At 59.4% G+C, this 16,534-nt stretch carries 17 protein-coding genes; 16 read left to right on the forward strand and 1 reads right to left on the reverse strand.

What is annotated here, in order from left to right; all coding sequences use genetic code 11:
• A partial coding sequence (locus CORAM0001_RS11430; protein ID WP_040361360.1) for a hypothetical protein occupies positions 1–243 on the reverse strand: 243 nt, incomplete at its 3' end.
• Positions 244–619: 376 nt separating this feature from the next.
• Here CORAM0001_RS11430 and mihF point away from each other — a divergent pair.
• The 16 genes from mihF (at position 620) to uvrC (ending at position 16,481) form a co-directional block, all read left to right on the forward strand.
• Positions 620–946, forward strand: a complete 327-nt coding sequence (mihF, locus tag CORAM0001_RS05770; protein WP_005510818.1) for an integration host factor, actinobacterial type — start codon at positions 620–622, stop codon at positions 944–946.
• Positions 947–951: 5 nt separating this feature from the next.
• Positions 952–1,524, forward strand: coding sequence for a guanylate kinase (gene gmk / locus CORAM0001_RS05775; protein ID WP_005510748.1), 573 nt, complete (start codon positions 952–954; stop codon positions 1,522–1,524).
• A gap of 117 nt (positions 1,525–1,641) precedes the next feature.
• The gene (gene rpoZ / locus CORAM0001_RS05780; protein ID WP_005510796.1) at positions 1,642–1,920 is read left to right on the forward strand and encodes a DNA-directed RNA polymerase subunit omega; all 279 of its coding nucleotides are present in this window, start codon (positions 1,642–1,644) and stop codon (positions 1,918–1,920) included.
• A gap of 27 nt (positions 1,921–1,947) precedes the next feature.
• The gene (gene coaBC, locus CORAM0001_RS05785; protein WP_005510822.1) at positions 1,948–3,228 is read left to right on the forward strand and encodes a bifunctional phosphopantothenoylcysteine decarboxylase/phosphopantothenate--cysteine ligase CoaBC; all 1,281 of its coding nucleotides are present in this window, start codon (positions 1,948–1,950) and stop codon (positions 3,226–3,228) included.
• A gap of 118 nt (positions 3,229–3,346) precedes the next feature.
• The gene (metK, locus tag CORAM0001_RS05790; protein ID WP_005510790.1) at positions 3,347–4,564 is read left to right on the forward strand and encodes a methionine adenosyltransferase; all 1,218 of its coding nucleotides are present in this window, start codon (positions 3,347–3,349) and stop codon (positions 4,562–4,564) included.
• Between the two features lie 49 nt (positions 4,565–4,613).
• Positions 4,614–6,650 carry a primosomal protein N' gene (locus tag CORAM0001_RS05795; protein ID WP_005510734.1) on the forward strand — a complete coding sequence of 679 codons (2,037 nt, stop codon included), beginning with the start codon at positions 4,614–4,616 and terminating at the stop codon, positions 6,648–6,650.
• 60 nt (positions 6,651–6,710) lie between these two features.
• On the forward strand, positions 6,711–7,214 hold the full coding sequence (def, locus tag CORAM0001_RS05800; protein ID WP_005510753.1) for a peptide deformylase: 504 nt from the start codon (positions 6,711–6,713) through the stop codon (positions 7,212–7,214).
• A 95-nt stretch (positions 7,215–7,309) separates the two neighbouring features.
• A complete protein-coding gene (gene fmt / locus CORAM0001_RS05805; protein ID WP_005510780.1) occupies positions 7,310–8,284 on the forward strand; it encodes a methionyl-tRNA formyltransferase in 975 nt (324 codons plus the stop codon).
• Entirely contained in the window at positions 8,285–9,742 is a 1,458-nt protein-coding gene (locus CORAM0001_RS05810) for an RsmB/NOP family class I SAM-dependent RNA methyltransferase (protein WP_005510742.1), read from the forward strand.
• An 11-nt stretch (positions 9,743–9,753) separates the two neighbouring features.
• Positions 9,754–10,422, forward strand: coding sequence for a ribulose-phosphate 3-epimerase (gene rpe / locus CORAM0001_RS05815; RefSeq protein ID WP_005510758.1), 669 nt, complete (start codon positions 9,754–9,756; stop codon positions 10,420–10,422).
• 35 nt (positions 10,423–10,457) lie between these two features.
• The gene (gene ribD / locus CORAM0001_RS05820) at positions 10,458–11,492 is read left to right on the forward strand and encodes a bifunctional diaminohydroxyphosphoribosylaminopyrimidine deaminase/5-amino-6-(5-phosphoribosylamino)uracil reductase RibD (RefSeq protein WP_425265862.1); all 1,035 of its coding nucleotides are present in this window, start codon (positions 10,458–10,460) and stop codon (positions 11,490–11,492) included.
• 69 nt (positions 11,493–11,561) lie between these two features.
• On the forward strand, positions 11,562–12,149 hold the full coding sequence (locus tag CORAM0001_RS05825) for a riboflavin synthase (RefSeq protein WP_005510801.1): 588 nt from the start codon (positions 11,562–11,564) through the stop codon (positions 12,147–12,149).
• A gap of 11 nt (positions 12,150–12,160) precedes the next feature.
• A complete protein-coding gene (locus CORAM0001_RS05830; RefSeq protein ID WP_005510804.1) occupies positions 12,161–13,423 on the forward strand; it encodes a bifunctional 3,4-dihydroxy-2-butanone-4-phosphate synthase/GTP cyclohydrolase II in 1,263 nt (420 codons plus the stop codon).
• A complete protein-coding gene (gene ribH / locus CORAM0001_RS05835) occupies positions 13,424–13,906 on the forward strand; it encodes a 6,7-dimethyl-8-ribityllumazine synthase (RefSeq protein ID WP_005510781.1) in 483 nt (160 codons plus the stop codon).
• A gap of 2 nt (positions 13,907–13,908) precedes the next feature.
• Positions 13,909–14,403 carry a PH domain-containing protein gene (locus CORAM0001_RS05840; RefSeq protein ID WP_005510815.1) on the forward strand — a complete coding sequence of 165 codons (495 nt, stop codon included), beginning with the start codon at positions 13,909–13,911 and terminating at the stop codon, positions 14,401–14,403.
• 29 nt (positions 14,404–14,432) lie between these two features.
• The gene (uvrC, locus tag CORAM0001_RS05845) at positions 14,433–16,481 is read left to right on the forward strand and encodes an excinuclease ABC subunit UvrC (protein WP_005510845.1); all 2,049 of its coding nucleotides are present in this window, start codon (positions 14,433–14,435) and stop codon (positions 16,479–16,481) included.
• Positions 16,482–16,534 lie beyond the last annotated feature (53 nt).

The raw sequence follows: 16,534 nt of genomic DNA on the forward strand, positions 1-16,534 counted from the left end.
AATAATGGTCAAGAACAAGACACGACAGCCCGCAGAGTGGATTGCTTGGGTGGCGGCCGCATTCGGGTGGTTGTGCTCGGCGTTTGTGTGGTCATCTGGTGGCCCTGAACAACGAGTGGTCAGCATCGTATCTACGGTGATGGTAGTGATAGCGACGATAACGGTCGCAGCTATCGCAGTAACGAGGAAGAGCTCGGCGTTAGGCGTACTTGCACTAGTTACCTTGCTTTCGCCCTTACTCATCCTTTTTGCATCGTTTGCTAGCTGGTGATTAAGGCGCATATCTTACGGGCGCGACTGCCTGGGAAGTCGTTAAAAATGGCATACGCAGCAATCTGCCACTGCATCAAGGGCATTCCGTACAAAAACCGTGGTCAATTTCCATTCTCCTGGGCAAACGGTGCTACAATCGCCGGAGTTGGTTGACCACGACCGAAAGGTGGGGCGGATATAGCCCTGGTGTCATTTTTATCGACACCCCGTCAGCATTTGCCTCAACAACCGGTAAGTGCGGTACGGTCTCCAATCGTTAAGCACGGTGTCCTTGCCTGCCTTCGGCGGACGCGAGGCTCGTGCTAGTAAATAAGAAGCTAACCAATCTATTTTTACGGAGGAACACGTGGCCCTTCCGCAGTTGACCCCGGAGCAGCGTGCAGCAGCACTCGAGAAGGCAGCTCAGGCCCGCAAGGTACGCGCAGAGCTCAAGGACAAGCTGAAGCGTGGCGCTACCGACCTGCCAGAGGTTCTCAAGCAGGCTGACGAGAACGAGATCATCGGCAAGATGAAGGTCTCCGCTCTGCTCGAAGCTCTGCCGAAGGTCGGCAAGGTCAAGGCACAGGACATCATGAATGACCTGGAAATTGCACAGACCCGTCGTCTGCGTGGCCTGGGTGACCGTCAGCGTCGCGCTCTGCTGGAGCGCTTCGGCTACGCAGTGGAGGACTAGTCGCCGTGGCCGGGAATGAAAACGGTCAGTTGGTAGTCCTCGCCGGCCCCGCCGGTGTAGGAAAATCCACTGTTGTCAGTCGGCTCCGTGCCGAGGTTCCCGGACTGTACTTCAGCGTTTCCATGACCACCCGCGCCGCACGGCCGGGTGAGGTCGATGGCCGCGACTATTTCTTCGTGACCCCGGAGAAGTTCCAACAGCATATTGATGCAGGAGAGATGCTCGAGTGGGCTGAGATCCACGGTGGTCTGCAGCGTTCTGGTACGCCGCGTGGCCCGGTGGATAAAGCTCTCGCCGAGGGCCGTCCAGTGCTCGTTGAGGTGGATCTGGCGGGTGCCCGTTCCATCCGTAAGGTAGCGCCGGATGCTCACCTGCTGTTCTTGGCCCCGCCAAGCTGGGAGATTCTCGTCAGCAGGCTCACTGGTCGTGGCACGGAAACCGAGGCGCAAGTCAAGCGTCGCCTGGAAACCGCGCGAGTCGAAATGGACGCTCAGCACGAATTCGATGAGGTTGTTGTCAACGACAATGTCGATGATGCTGTGGCAGCCATCGCTCGGGCGCTGACTACTGGCAAGTAACAGGGCGACTCCACATCATAGATAGTAGAAACCGTTTTCAAGCAATGGTGTTTCTATTGCTACGACGGTTTTTATTGTCACCCCAGTAACTCACGTTCTATTGAGGAAAGATTTCTCGTGACCCAGGAAAATACCGCCACCGAGGCAGTGTTCGACCCGCCAATTGGTATTACCAATCCGCCGATCGACGAGCTGCTTGGTAAGGCTTCTTCGAAGTACGCGCTGGCTATCTTCGCCGCCAAGCGCGCACGTCAGATTAATGACTACTACCAGCAGATTGACGAAGGCATGCTGGAGTACGTTGGCCCGCTGGTTACTCCGGGGGTCGCTGAGAAGCCTCTGTCCATCGCTCTTCGTGAAATCAACGCTGGTCTGCTGGACCACACTGAGGGTTAGAGCATTTCCTTAAGGGGAGATATCTGTATGCATACCGCCGGTAATGCTGACGTATCCGAATGTTTAAAGGTTGTCGTCGGGGTTGCCGGCGGCATTGCTGCATATAAGGCCGCACACGTTGTTCGTGGCTTCAAGGAACTCGGTCACGATGTTCGCGTCGTTCCCACTGAGTCCGCATTGAACTTTGTAGGTGCAGCTACTTTCGAGGCACTGTCGGGGAACCCGGTGTCGACTACGGTTTTTGACGCAGTCGACGAAGTACAGCACGTTCGAGTGGGCCAGGAGGCCGATCTCGTCGTCGTAGTTCCCGCGACTGCCGACTTTATGGCGCGTGCCGCACACGGGCGTGCCGACGACCTGCTCACCGCGACTTTACTTGTAGCGACCTGCCCGGTGGTTCTGGCCCCTGCCATGCACACCGAGATGTGGAACCATCCAGCTACCCGCGAGAACGTCGAAACGCTGCGACGCCACGGCACGATTGTGCTCGACCCGGCACATGGCCGACTGACCGGCAAGGACACAGGTCCAGGCCGTCTGCCCGAGCCGGAGCAGATTGTCTCGCTGGCATTGGCTGCCGTCGAGAATCCACGCCACTTCCGCCGAGACTTCGAGGGCGTCCGCTTCATGATTACTGCCGGCGGCACCCGCGAGGCCATCGATCCTGTTCGCTTTATCGGCAACCACTCTTCTGGCCGCCAGGGGTATGCACTCGCTGAAATGGCCGCTCAGCGTGGTGCCCAAGTCACTGTGGTCGCAGGTCACACAGATCAGCTGGCGACCCCGTTGGGCGCTACCGTTGTCAAGGTTGACTCCACGTTGGAAATGGCCGAGGCGACCTATGAACATGCCAAGTTAGCCGATGTCTGCATTTTTGCTGCTGCCGTCGCAGACTTCCGTCCAGCATCCGCCGCTGGGTCCAAGATGAAAAAGGGCGTCGCAGATGATGCTTTAAGCAATATCCAACTCGTGGAGAACCCGGATATTCTGGCTACCACTGTGCAGCGTCGTCAAGCGGGAGAGATTCCGGCGACCACGACGATGGTGGGTTTTGCAGCTGAAACCGGTGACGAGACGACGACACCGCTCGAGCTTGCGAAGCAGAAAATTGTGCGCAAAGGCTGCGATTTGCTGATGTGTAACGACGTCTCGGGTGGGCAAACTTTCGGTGCGACGGACAACGTCGGATGGTTGCTGTCTCTCGATGGCGAGCAGTGGGACGTGCCGCGGGGCTCAAAATTCTCGGTGGCCGGTTCGATTTTGGACGCAGTTTCCGAGCTGCGACAGGAACCTCAGCCAGCGGAGTAGCCGATGCCTACTACGGCAACTGAACCGCTTGGTCTATAATTATCGAATCAAACGAAAGCCCACGCCGCAGCGACACCGCAGGGGTGGGGAAATGATCTAGAAGAAAGTTGTACTGCTCGTGGCCTCTAATCTTCGGCTGTTTTCCAGTGAATCCGTTACCGAGGGGCACCCAGATAAGATTTGCGACTCGATTTCGGACTCCATCCTCGACGCTATGCTCGCGCAGGATTCTGCATCGATGGTCGCCGTTGAGACTGTGGTGACTACCGGTTTAGTCCATGTTGTTGGCGAGGTTCGTACGAAAAGCTACGTTGACATCCCCGGTATTGTCCGGAGTCGACTGAAGGAAATCGGTTTCGATTCTTCTGAAAAAGGCTTTGACGGCAAGACCTGTGGCGTGTCCATTTCGATTGGTGAGCAGTCCTCAGACATCCACGACGGTGTGCACACTTCTCTGGAAGCACGCAGCTCTGACGGCGAAGTCGAAGCAGAAGATCTCAAGGGCGCTGGCGACCAGGGGCTGATGTTCGGCTACGCTACCAACGAAACTCCGGAGTACATGCCGCTGCCGATTGCGCTGGCGCACCGCCTAGCTCGCCGCTTGACGCAGGTACGCAAGGAAGGCATCGTCCCGTCGCTCCGGCCGGACGGTAAGACTCAGGTCACCTTCGCTTACGACGAAGACAATAACCCGGTGTACTTGGACACCGTTGTGGTGTCCACGCAGCACGACCCGGATGTGACCCAGGAGTGGATTACCGAGCAGATTAAGACTCACGTCGTCGATTGGGTGCTCGACGACGCTAACTTGCGCGAGCGCTTTGTTACCGATGAATTGAAGCTGCTGGTTAACCCGTCTGGCCAGTTTATTATCGGTGGCCCGATGGGCGATGCCGGCCTGACCGGCCGCAAGATTATCGTCGACACTTACGGCGGTATGGCTCGTCACGGTGGCGGCGCATTCTCGGGTAAGGACCCGTCAAAGGTGGACCGCTCCGCCGCTTATGCCACCCGTTGGGTTGCGAAGAATGCCGTGGCTGCGGGTCTGGCTGACCGCCTTGAGATTCAGGTCGCCTACGCTATCGGTCGCGCTCGCCCGGTAGGCCTTTACGTCGATTCTTTCGGCACCGGTCACGTTTCGGACGACGCCATCCGCGAGGCTATCAACAAGGTCTTCGACCTTCGTCCGGCCGCTATTATTCGTGACCTGGACTTGCTGCGCCCGATTTATGCGCAGACCTCCGCCTACGGTCACTTCGGCCGAACTGACTTGGACCTGCCGTGGGAGCAACTCAACCGTGTTGAAGAGCTCCGCGCAGCCGCTGGCCTGGGATAAACACCACCCGCCAGCATTACCCTGGGGTGGGGCAGTAGAGTAAGACTCTATGACCGACGCCCCTTTCGCACCCGCCGCCGCAGCTGAGAAGCTGCCAGTCGCGCGGGTGCTTCCGCTTTTGGGGTTACCGCAGTTGGATCGCCCCTTCGATTACCTGGTTCCGCGCGCACTAGCCGAGGAAGCGGTCGTCGGTTGCCGCGTGCGGATTCGCTTCCACGGCCAATTGGTCAATGCGCTGGTGCTGGAGCGCTGTGCCACGCCCACTCACGACGGCAAACTGTCCTATCTCAAGGATGTCATCAGCTCTGAGGTTGTCTATCCGCCACAGCTTCGACGGTTGGTGGATTCTCTGGCGGAGTATTACGGCGCAACGCGCTCAAACATCATTCGCTCCGCCATCCCAACCCGTCATGCACGGGCCGAACGTGCCCGCAAGGAAAATATGCCCCCGACGTGGGAAGAGTTGGGAAAGCTTGCCACCGAAGATCCGGACCTTTCCGCTTGGGGCAACTACGTCTTCGGCGAATCCTTTGTCGATTCCGTCCGCAAGGGCGCCCCGGCGCGCGCAGCGTGGCAGCCAGTTCCAGGCGAACAGGTCGCAGCCATGCTAGCCGCGCTCAGCGTTTCGGTCGCCCGCGATGGTGGCGGCGTTCTCATCATTGTTCCGGACGCACGCACGCAGGCGCGCTTCGAGAGCGCTTTTCGCGAGCTCATTTCTGCCCGTCAGCTCACTCTTCTCGGGGCTGGCCTCGGTCCCGAGTCCCGCTATCGCCGCTACCTGGATATCCTGCACGGCCAGGGACGCATAGTCGTCGGCACGCGCTCGGCAGCGTACGCGCCAGTGAAGAATCTGCGTTTAGCAGTGATTGTCGATGATGGCGATGACAACCTCGTAGACCCCCGCGCACCCTACGTGCACTCTCGCGAGGTGCTGGTCACGCGTAGTGCGCAGGAGGGGTGCGCTCTCATTTTTGCGTCGTATAGCCGGACAGCCGAGGTGCAGCTGCTGGTCTCCTCAGGTTGGGCGCACAATCTGGTAGCAGGCACTGACGCCCTGGCTGAGTCCATGCCGGAGATGATCGCCTCGACGGACACTTCCGAAGACCCGGATGACGTCAGTAGGGGACGCCTTCCTGCCATCGCTTTTCGACGGGCAAAAGCCGCTCTGCGCGAAGAGCTTCCGATTCTGGTCCAGGTACCCCGCAAGGGATATGTGCCGACACTGTCGTGTCGCTCCTGTGGCGCGCCTGCGCGCTGTCGCTGGTGTAACGGTCCACTGGGAATTCCACCGTCCGATAACCCGGACGATCCGGCGCCGCCGACCTGTCGGTGGTGTGGCCGCATCGACATCCACCACCGTTGCCATAGCTGTGGTTCCACCAAGATTCGGCCAGTCGTGGTCGGCAGTGAACGTACGGCGGAAGAGTTTGGCCGTATTTTCAGTCCATTCCCAGTCGTCGCTTCCTCTGGCGAACGCATTGTTGACGACATTCCCGAAGGCCCGAGGGTCGTGGTGGCCACGCCGGGAGCCGAGCCTTATGCGCCGGCGGGCTACGGTGCAGTGATGCTGCTGGACACTTGGGCGATGCTCGGCCGGCAGGACTTGCGCGCTCACGAAGAGGCATATGCGCATTGGTCTCGAGCTGTCACGCTTGCGCGCCCGCGGGAGCGAGGCGGGGCGGTGGTTATCGATGCGGATGCTGCAGTCCCGACTGTGGCCGATCTCCTGGCATGGGACGCGGTAGGCGCTGCGAATAGGGAATTGGCCGACCGTACAGCTGCCGCTCTGCCTCCGGCCTTTCACGTGGCAGCAGTGGATGGGACTGAAGAGGGCCTGCGTAACTTCATGGAGTCCCTGGAGGTTCCATCGGGTGCGGAAATCCTGGGGCCGGTAGACCTTCCCCGCAATGCCAGGCCACCAGCAGGCGTGGAACCGGGTACACCTATTCAGCGGATGTTGGTGCGCTGTGACCGTCGCCAAGCACGGGCAGTGGGAGCGGCGTTGAAGGCAGCACAGGTCGTTCGAGCGACCAGGAAGGACCCGACGCCAGTGCGCGTCGTCGTCGATCCGATTAATTTCGGCTAGCTGCTAAAATGAGCGCGTTATCGCTTGATTCACACCAGTTTTCTTGGAGGCTCTAAGTTCATGGCAGTTCGTGAGGTACGTCTTTTCGGCGATCCGGTGTTGCTGTCCAAGGCGGAAACCGTCACTGATTTCGACGCGACGCTGTCGCACCTGATTGATGACATGTTCGACACGATGGACGAGCAACAGGGCGTCGGGCTCGCGGCAAACCAGGTCGGCGTGCTGCAGCGCGTCTTTGTCTACGACTGCAATGGCACCCGCGGGCACATCGTCAATCCGGAATGGGAAGCCATCGGCGACGAGACTGTCCACGAAATCGAAGGATGCCTATCTATCCCGGGTATTAATGGACCCGTGACTCGACACGCACGTGTGCGCGTTACTGGCCAGGATCGCCACGGCACACCGGTGAGCTTCGAAGCTGATGATTTGCTGGCTCGCTGCGTACAGCATGAAAGCGACCACCTGGACGGTGTCCTGTTTTTGAAGCGGCTCGAGGGCGACGAGCGCAAGACCGCGATGCGTTCTCTACGTGAACAGGACTGGTTCCTCAACCGCGGTTAACTCACCTGCGCCGAGCCCCTCCGGGTGTGGCGCCCCGAGTTTCATCACTAGATTAACTAGAACAACTAGGTCCACCAGGAAGGAATCCACTTACTGTGCGCCTGATTTTTGCCGGAACCCCGGAACCCGCTGTCGTTGCACTGAAGAAGTTGCTCGAAGACTCCCACCATGAGATCGTCGCTGTTCTCACTCGCCCTGATGCCCGCCGTGGCCGCGGCAAGTCGCTTTCGCCCTCGCCGGTGAAGGCTTTGGCCTTGGAACACGACATTCCCGTGCTCACCCCGACGACCCTGCGCGATGAGGAAATCCAACAGCAGATTCGCGAACTAAACGCCGACTGCATCCCGGTGGTCGCCTACGGCAATCTCGTGCCGGAGGAATTGCTCGATGTACCGACGCACGGCTGGGTTAATCTGCATTTCTCGCTGCTTCCTACTTGGCGAGGTGCCGCGCCGGTGCAGGCAGCTATCGCCGCTGGCGATGAAGTCACGGGCGCCAGTACTTTCCGGATTGAAAAGGGCCTGGATACCGGACCAGTTTTCGGTACCGTCACCGAAGCGATTCGCCCGACCGATAATGCCGACGACCTTTTGACCCGCCTCGCATACTCCGGCGCAGATCTTCTAGCCGCCACCATGGACGGCATCGAAGCCGGTGCGTTGCGTCCGACCGCTCAGCCGGAACAGGATGTCAGTTACGCCGCTAAGTTCGGGCCGGAGGATGCCCGAATCATTTGGACGCAGCCGCGCCATCTTCTCGACCGCCGCGCTCGCGCGTTCACGCCTGCCCCAGGTGCGTGGACGACCCTCGACGGCTCACGTTTGAAGGTCGGAGAGCTCACCCCGCTTTCCGACGAGGACAGCGCCGCAGTCGAAGAGGTGCGAAAGGCAGCTGATCCGGAGGCGGCAGCCGCCACACCGGGTGAGTTGGTAGTGGAGAAGCACCGGGTATCCGTGCGTTGTGCCGATGGCTATGTGCAGCTGGTGAAGGTGCAGCCACAGGGTAAGAAGATGATGGATGCGTCCGACTGGGCGCGAGGTAGCCAACCCGGCGGAAAGGTCTGCGAGTAAATGGGCAACGACAAACCCCGCCACACCGGTGGCGGACGGCAGCGTGGCAACCGCGCCGGACAGAACCGCAATGACCGCAACCGTAACCGTGACAACAGAGGTGGGGACAACCGTGGTGGCATCGACCAGCCGCGCAAGGTCGCACTAAAGGTATTAGCCGATGTTCGCGAGAATGATGCTTACGCGAACCTGCTGCTGCCCAAATTGCTGAAGGCACACAAGCTCAAGGGCCGGGATGCTGCTTTTGCAACTGAGCTGACGTACGGCACACTGCGGGCGGAAGGCCTGTTGGACGCCGTGATTGAGGCATCGTCGTCACGCCCGTTAAGCGATATTGCTGGACCGGTGATGGACGTGCTGCGCCTGGGCACGTACCAGCTGCTGCGTACGCGCGTCGACGCCTACGCGGCGGTCGATACCTCGGTGCGGTCAGTGGCGAAGGTGGCGGGACCTGGCGCGCGCGGCTTTGTCAATGCCATTTTGCGGAAGGTCTCCTCGCAGACCGAAAGCGAATGGGTGTCTGAGATTGCGCCGGATCCTGCGACCGATCCGATTGGCTACGTAGCGATGAAGCATGCCCACCCGCGCTGGATCGCGATGGAGTTTGCCCGCGCACTCGGTGCACAAGCCGGTGAATTGCAGCAGGCACTTGCTGCCGACGATGCGCGCCCGCTTGTGCACTTGGTCGCTCGTCCGGGCGAGATTACTGCCGAGGAATTGGCACTGATCACCGGCGGTGAAGAGGGACCGTGGTCGCCGTACTGCGTGCGCTTGGACTCCGGTGCCCCTGGAGAGCTGGAGCCGGTCCGACAGGGCTTGGCTGCGGTGCAGGACGAGGGTTCTCAGCTCATTGCGCGTGCCGTCACCAAGGCACCCGTTGCCGGTGAAGACAGCGGCCGCTGGTTAGATCTGTGTTCCGGCCCCGGTGGTAAGTCAGCTTTCATCGGCGGCATCGCAGCTATTGAGGGCGCGAAGCTCGATGCTGTTGAGGTATCGGCGACTCGCGCAGAACTGGTGAAGAAGGCCACGGCCGGGCTGCCAGTGACTGTAACCGTTGCGGACGGTCGTGATACCGGGCTGGAGACAGGCTTTGACCGCATCTTGGTAGACGCGCCGTGTTCTGGCTTGGGCTCGCTCCGCCGTCGCCCGGAAGCGCGCTGGCGGAAGTCGCCGTCCGATCTGAACTCGTTGACTACGCTGCAGTTTGAACTGCTCAGTGAAGCTGTGCGTCTGGCACGGCCGGGTGGCATCATCGTTTATTCCACGTGTTCTCCGCATCTGCGGGAAACCAGGGGCATTGTCGATAGGGCAGTGACGGAACTGCCGGTGACTGAGCTGAATGCACACGAGTTGGTAGCACCGATGACTGATGTCGGACCGTATCCATCAGTGCAGATGTGGCCACACCGCCACGGCACCGATGCGATGTTCTTCTCAGTTTTGCGCAAGAACGACTAGGCTCAGAGGTTATGAGCGCACCAATTATTGCCCCGTCCATTCTCGCTGCTGACTTCGCTCGCCTCGACCGCGAGGTTGCGGCTGTAGCCAATGCAGATTGGCTGCATATCGACGTCATGGATGGCCACTTCGTTCCCAACCTGTCCTTCGGCGCTCCGGTGCTGGCGGCCGTAGCTGCGGTGACGGGGAAGTACTTGGATGTCCATCTCATGATTGAGAACCCGGAGAAGTGGGTCGACACCTATATCAAGGCGGGGGCGAGCTCCGTTATTTTCCATGTGGAAGCCGCCGACGATGCCATCGCGCTGGCACGCCGCATTCGTTCCCAGGGTGTGAAGGCTGGATTCTCGCTGCGCCCGGGTACCCCAATTGAGCCGTGGCTGGATCACCTCGCCGAATTCGACGAGGTGCTGGTCATGAGTGTCGAACCCGGTTTCGGGGGCCAGTCCTTTATGCCGGATCAGCTAGCCAAGGTCGAGAAGCTGCGTGAACGCATTGATGCCGAAGGGCTGGATACTCTGATCGAGATTGACGGTGGTATCTCCGCGAAGACCATCGAATCCGCTGCCGCCGCTGGTTGTGACGCCTTCGTTGCAGGGTCGGCCGTTTTCGGCGCTGAGGATCGTGCGGCGGCTGTCGATGAGCTGCGCGCATTGGCAACCGCTGCTGCAACTAAGTAGACGGCGGTGAGGCAACGGTGGCACAGTTTCCGGATATGGTCTCCGCACAGCCGCTGACTGACGCGCAAGCAATGGCATTGGCCATAGAAGCCGGCCAGCGAGTTCGGGGCACCACCTATCCCAATCCACCGATTGGTTGCGTCATCCTCGATACCGCAGGAATCGCGGTAGGTGTGGCCGGAACTGAGCCGGTAGGCGGGCGACACGCAGAGCCACAGGCATTGGAGATGGCGGGGCCACGAGCTCAGGGCGGCACTGCAGTGGTCACGCTCGAGCCGTGCAACCATATCGGCCGTACACCACCGTGCACCGAGGCACTTGCGGCAGCCGGTGTTTCCCGCGTCATATTTGCAGTCGCCGATCCTAATCCCGTGGCCGCTGGCGGCAGCGAGTGGTTGCGTTATAAAGGCATCGAGGTCGTTGAAGAATTCCAGCGTGACCAAGTAGCCGCCGGCTACCTACGTCCATGGTTACACTGGCAGCGCACTCGGCGCCCACACATCACGCTGAAGACGGCGGGCACGCTGGATGGTTTCGCCGCCGCTACCGACCGCACCTCGCAGTGGATTACGGGGGAGCAGGCGCGGGCACGGGTACATGCTGATCGTGCACGTCGGCAAGCGATTGTCGTCGGAACGGGAACAGTGCTCGCTGACAATCCGCGATTGACCGCGCGCACACCAGACGGCGAGGAGCTGTCAACGCAACCCCTGCGCATCGCGATTGGCACCTCGGAGGTCGCCGCCGATGCGAATATCCGCGGCGATAACTTCCGCCATATTCGCACTCACGATGTGGAAGTGGCGCTGGAGACAATGGCGGATATGGGGCTTATTGACGTGCTGGTAGAAGGCGGCCCAAGGCTCGCCAGCGCTTTCTTAGAAGCCGATGCTGTCGACGCGATTGAGTCTTACATTGCCCCGGCGTTTCTCGGCGCTGGTCTGCCAGTGACATCGGCCAACCACGAGACCACCATCACCGATATCTCGCGGTTCCGCACCGCCTCGGTCGAGACTTTGGGGGATGACATTTTGATCACGGCACTCCGCAGTGGCAAAGATCGTGGGTAGACCGGCTAGAGTTAATTTTGTAAAAATCTTTCAATTTATAACAAACGGTAAAGGATTTTCCTGACCACTATGTTTACAGGAATTGTTGAGGAACTCGGCGAAATTCGCGAAATCCACCGCGAAGCCGATTCCATCACTCTGACCATTCGCGCATCCACCGTGCTTGACGACGTGCACCACGGTGATTCCATTGCTGTCAATGGCGTTTGTTTGACCGTCGTGGAGTTTGGCGATGATTTCTTTAACGCTGATCTCATGCAAGAGACTCTGGATAGGTCGAGCCTCGGCCAGGTAGAGGTCGGCTCCAAGGTCAACCTCGAACGTGCAACCGCAGTCGGTCAACGCCTCGGGGGCCATATCGTGCAGGGACATGTCGATGGCACCGGCAAGGTTATTTCGCGCACGCCAGGGGAGCGCTGGGAGGTAGTGCGGATTTCCCTGCCGGAACAGCTCTCCAAGTATGTCGTGGAAAAGGGCTCAATTGCCGTGGACGGCACCTCGTTGACCGTCTCTGCAGTAGGCGAGGGGTTCTTTGAGGTCAGCCTGATACCGACGACGCTGACGGACTCCGTTATTGGTTCGATCGCGGTAGGCGCCAAGGTCAATTTGGAAGTCGATGTGCTAGCCAAGTACGTCGAAAAAATGTTGGAAAGATAAGCTACAAGACTGTGATTAAGTTCGATTCTGTTGAGCGGGCCATTGCGGACATCACGGCCGGTAAGGCCGTGGTCGTCGTCGATGATGAAGATCGTGAGAACGAGGGCGACATCATCTTCGCCGCCGAGAAGGCAACGCCTGAACTTGTTGCCTTTATGGTGCGCTATTCCTCTGGCTACATCTGCGCGCCGCTGACCGCCGAAGACTGTGAGCGTCTGAATCTGCCACCGATGGTGTCAGAGAATGAGGATGCCCGCGGTACCGCATATACAGTGACCGTGGATGCCAACACCGGTACGACCGGTATTTCCGCCACAGATCGTGCGAACACTATTCGTACTCTGGCTGACCCCACCTCGAGCCCGCACGATTTCACCCGACCAGGACACGTGGTCCCGTTGCGAGCTCGCGAGGGTGGCGTCCTCGTCCGTGCCGGCCACACTGAGGCTGCGGTCGATCTCGCCCGCCTAGCAGGACTTCGTCCCGCCGGCATGCTGTGTGAGGTTGTCTCCGAGGAAGATCCAACCGGTATGGCGCGTTCGGAGGAACTGCGTCGTTTCTGCGACAAACACGATTTAGCGCTGATCTCCATTGAGCAGCTGATTGAATACCGTCGCCACAACGAGCACTTGATTGAACGCGTTGTCGAAACCAAGCTGCCGACCGACTACGGCGAGTTCCGTGCCGTTGGCTACCGCAGCCTTATCGACGGTGTCGAGCATGTCGCTCTCGTTGTGGGTGATGTTTCTTCCAACGATGGCCAGGACGTCCTCGTGCGTGTCCACTCCGAATGCCTCACCGGCGACGCATTGGGATCTCGCCGCTGCGATTGCGGTCAGCAGCTGCACAACTCCATGCGCATGGTTCACGAAGCGGGGCGCGGCGTCATCCTCTACATGCGCGGTCACGAAGGCCGAGGCATTGGTCTGATGCCGAAGCTCCAGGCCTACCACCTGCAAGATGAGGGCGCTGACACCGTTGATGCCAATCTCGCACTCGGTTTGCCGTCGGATGCCCGCGAGTACGGCACAGGTGCGCAGATTCTGCAGGATCTGGGCGTCACCTCTATGGCGCTGCTAACGAACAATCCGACTAAGCGTGCCGGCCTAGGCGGTTATGGGCTGGAGATGAGCCGCCGGGTACCGGTGCCAGTTGAGGTCAACGAGGATAACTTGAAATACTTGTTGACAAAGCGCGAACGCATGGGCCATGAACTTCCTTGGTTGGATGAGTACATGGAGCCCCACGGCATTTCGACAGAAGGAGCACAGTAGATGAGTGGCGCAGGTCTTCCTGAAATTTCCGTTCCCGATTCCACTGGTGTGACCGTCGGTCTGGTCACCTCTCACTGGAACGAGGAGATCACCGGGCAGCTTCGTCGTGAAGCGCTGGCCCAGGCCGAGGAGGTCGGCGCTGTAGTTACGGATGTGACTGTCGTCGGCGCTCTGGAGATTCCGGTTGTGGTGCAACAGCTCGCGCGAACTCACGACGCCGTGGTGGCGCTGGGATGCGTTATCCGCGGTGGTACGCCGCACTTCGACTATGTCTGCGACTCGGTGACTGAGGGCCTGACGCGAATCGCACTGGACTGTGAAACGCCAGTTGGCAATGGTGTGTTGACCTGCAACACTGAACAGCAGGCAATTGATCGTGCCGGCGGTGCGGGAGCTGCGGAGAATAAAGGTCGCGAGGCCATGGCCGCAGCACTGCATACCGTCGCCGTGTTGAAGTCCCTTCGTGAAGGTGGAGCTGAGTAAGAATGGGCAACTCCGAACGCCACAGCAATTCGACTGCCGTCGACACCGGTAGCGAAGACCAATGGCTGTTGGAAATCACCTCGCAAAAGCTGCGTCTTTGGGCGATTATCGCTGCAGTTGTGGTCTTCGCGATTCATATCTTCATGGGCATCGTGGTGGACTTTGGTAACACTGGCGCTTCGGTGACCACTATCGACCAGCTGGCTTTCCCAACGATTGGTTTGATCATCGCCGGGGTAATCCTGCTGCTGACTCGGGCTCGCGTTCGCGTAAACGCCAGGGGCGTGGAAGTTCGCAATCTACTCAATGAGAAGTTCTACCCGTGGGTCGATATCTACGGCCTGAGTTTTCCAAAGAAGTCCCGCTGGGCTCGCTTGGAGTTGCCTGACTTTGAGTTTGTGCCAATGCTCGCGATCCAGTCGGCTGACGGCAGCCGCGTCGTGGAAGACATCCGCCGGTTCCGTGAACTTGAAGACAAGTTCATGCCGGAGGACTAACCCAAGGACACGTTTTAAGGACACCGTAAGTGACTGACCCTTCTCAGTACCGTCCCGCCCCCGGCACCATTCCCACGGAGCCGGGGGTGTACCGTTTTCTCGATTCAACAGGGCGCGTTCTCTACGTCGGCAAGGCGAAGAACCTCCGTGCGCGTTTGTCTAACTATTTCCAGGACTTAACTCGGCTGCATCCCCGCACGCGTCAGATGGTGCAGTCCGCTTCGAAGGTGACGTGGACTGTCGTCCACAATGAGGTCGAAGCGCTGCAGTTGGAGTACACCTGGATCAAGCGCTTTAATCCGCGGTTCAACGTGATGTACCGCGATGACAAGTCGTATCCGATGTTGGCCGTCAGCGTCGGCGAGCTGTACCCGCGGCTGTTCCTCTACCGAGGGCCGCGCCGGAAGGGCGTGCGTTATTTCGGGCCCTATTCGCACGCGTGGGCTATCCGAGAAACGCTCGACTTGCTTACGCGAGTTTTCCCAGCCCGCACCTGTTCAAAGGGAGTCTTCAACCGGCAGCAGGCCCTGGGGCGCCCCTGTTTGCTCGGATATATCGACAAATGTTCAGCGCCTTGTGTAGGCCGTGTCAGTGCCGAGGAACACCGCGAAATTGTCCGTGGTTTTACCAGCTTCATGTCGGGAAATACGGGCCCGGTCACCAGACGCTTGAAAAACGAAATGGAGGAAGCTGCCGCCGAGTTGGACTTCGAGCGCGCCGCGAGCCTGCGCGACAACCTCGCTGCCATCGACAAGGTCATGGAGCGGCAGTCAGTCGTGCTTTCCGACGCCGCCGATGCCGACTTTATTGCGCTAGCAACCGACGAACTGGAAGCGGCCGTGCAGATTTTCCACGTTCGGGCAGGACGTATTTACGGTCAGCGCGGCTGGGTAGTGGAGAAGTCCGGCGAGTACGCGACTACAGAGTTTCAAGAGGGAGAAACCGATCCCAGCTTGGGTGGGCTGCTAACGCAGTTCCTGACACAGTTCTATGGCGACGCCGCCAAGCACGCGGATGTCGACGGCGATGAATCAACCACTGCCGCCCAGGTTGTGCCACGCGAAATTCTCGTCCAGGCCACGCCCGACGATCTTGACGAGGTTGCTGCATTTTTGGCCGATATTCGTGGCACTAATGTGGATATCCGCGTCCCACAGCGCGGTGACAAGCGGACGCTCATGGAGACCGTGCAGAAAAATGCCGCTGAAGCGCTGCGCCAGCACAAACTAAAGCGAAGTGGAGATCTAACTACTCGATCGCAGGCTCTCTCCGAACTTCAGGACGCGCTGTTTATGGATGAAGCTCCGCTGCGCATCGAATGCACTGACATCTCGCATATTCAGGGCACCGATGTGGTGGCCTCGTTGGTGGTCTTCGAAGATGGATTGCCCAAGAAGTCCGACTACCGCCGCTACCGAATCAAAGATGCAGCGGGTGACGGTCGCTCCGACGACGTCGGTTCCATCGCTGAGGTGGTGCGCCGACGTTTTCTGCGCCATAACGAGGACAAGCTCGCCATGCCCGATGATGCCAGCGAAATGTTCGTCGAAGAGACGACTGATGCCGTCGATGAGCAGTCGAGGAGCAGCCGCAAGTTTGCCTACCCGCCACAGCTGTTCATCGTCGACGGTGGTGCACCGCAGGTCGCAGCCGCTCAGGCGGTCCTCGATGAACTCGAGGTCACCGATGTGACGTTGGTGGGAATTGCCAAGCGCTTAGAAGAGCTGTGGATTCCGGACGATGATGAGCCACTCATTCTGCCGCGCAATTCGGAAGCGATGTACCTTATTCAGCGAATTCGTGATGAGGCGCACCGATTTGCCATTAATTATCACCGTCAGCAGCGATCTAAACGCATGCGCTCGTCGGTGCTTGATGGCATTAAGGGGCTGGGGCCAGCACGTCGCAGTGAGTTGGTCAAGCACTTTGGCTCTGTTGCGGCGCTGAAGAAAGCCAGCGTCGAGCAGATCGAAGAAGTGGCTGGTTTCGGTCCGATGCTCGCGAAAACTGTTCACGATTACCTCCACCCAGACGAGAAGTCGTCAGAGCCAAACTCGGATGTCGGTCCGGGAGAGTAGGCGTAGAAGTAGGTAAACAAGTGGCTAAAACCGCACTTGAAACAGTGCTAGCG

It is taken from the genome of Corynebacterium amycolatum SK46, assembly GCF_000173655.1.
In the GTDB taxonomy this organism is placed as follows: Bacteria; Actinomycetota; Actinomycetes; order Mycobacteriales; family Mycobacteriaceae; genus Corynebacterium; species Corynebacterium amycolatum_A.

Excerpts from the sequence above, each read along its gene's own strand:
- coaBC (WP_005510822.1), top strand. The coding sequence starts at position 1,948 with ATGCATACCGCCGGTAATGCTGACGTATCCGAATGTTTAAAGGTTGTC.
- CORAM0001_RS05795 (WP_005510734.1), top strand. The coding sequence starts at position 4,614 with ATGACCGACGCCCCTTTCGCACCCGCCGCCGCAGCTGAGAAGCTGCCA.
- def (WP_005510753.1), top strand. The coding sequence starts at position 6,711 with ATGGCAGTTCGTGAGGTACGTCTTTTCGGCGATCCGGTGTTGCTGTCC.
- CORAM0001_RS05810 (WP_005510742.1), top strand. The coding sequence starts at position 8,285 with ATGGGCAACGACAAACCCCGCCACACCGGTGGCGGACGGCAGCGTGGC.
- rpe (WP_005510758.1), top strand. The coding sequence starts at position 9,754 with ATGAGCGCACCAATTATTGCCCCGTCCATTCTCGCTGCTGACTTCGCT.
- ribD (WP_425265862.1), top strand. The coding sequence starts at position 10,458 with ATGGTCTCCGCACAGCCGCTGACTGACGCGCAAGCAATGGCATTGGCC.
- CORAM0001_RS05825 (WP_005510801.1), top strand. The coding sequence starts at position 11,562 with ATGTTTACAGGAATTGTTGAGGAACTCGGCGAAATTCGCGAAATCCAC.
- ribH (WP_005510781.1), top strand. The coding sequence starts at position 13,424 with ATGAGTGGCGCAGGTCTTCCTGAAATTTCCGTTCCCGATTCCACTGGT.
- CORAM0001_RS05840 (WP_005510815.1), top strand. The coding sequence starts at position 13,909 with ATGGGCAACTCCGAACGCCACAGCAATTCGACTGCCGTCGACACCGGT.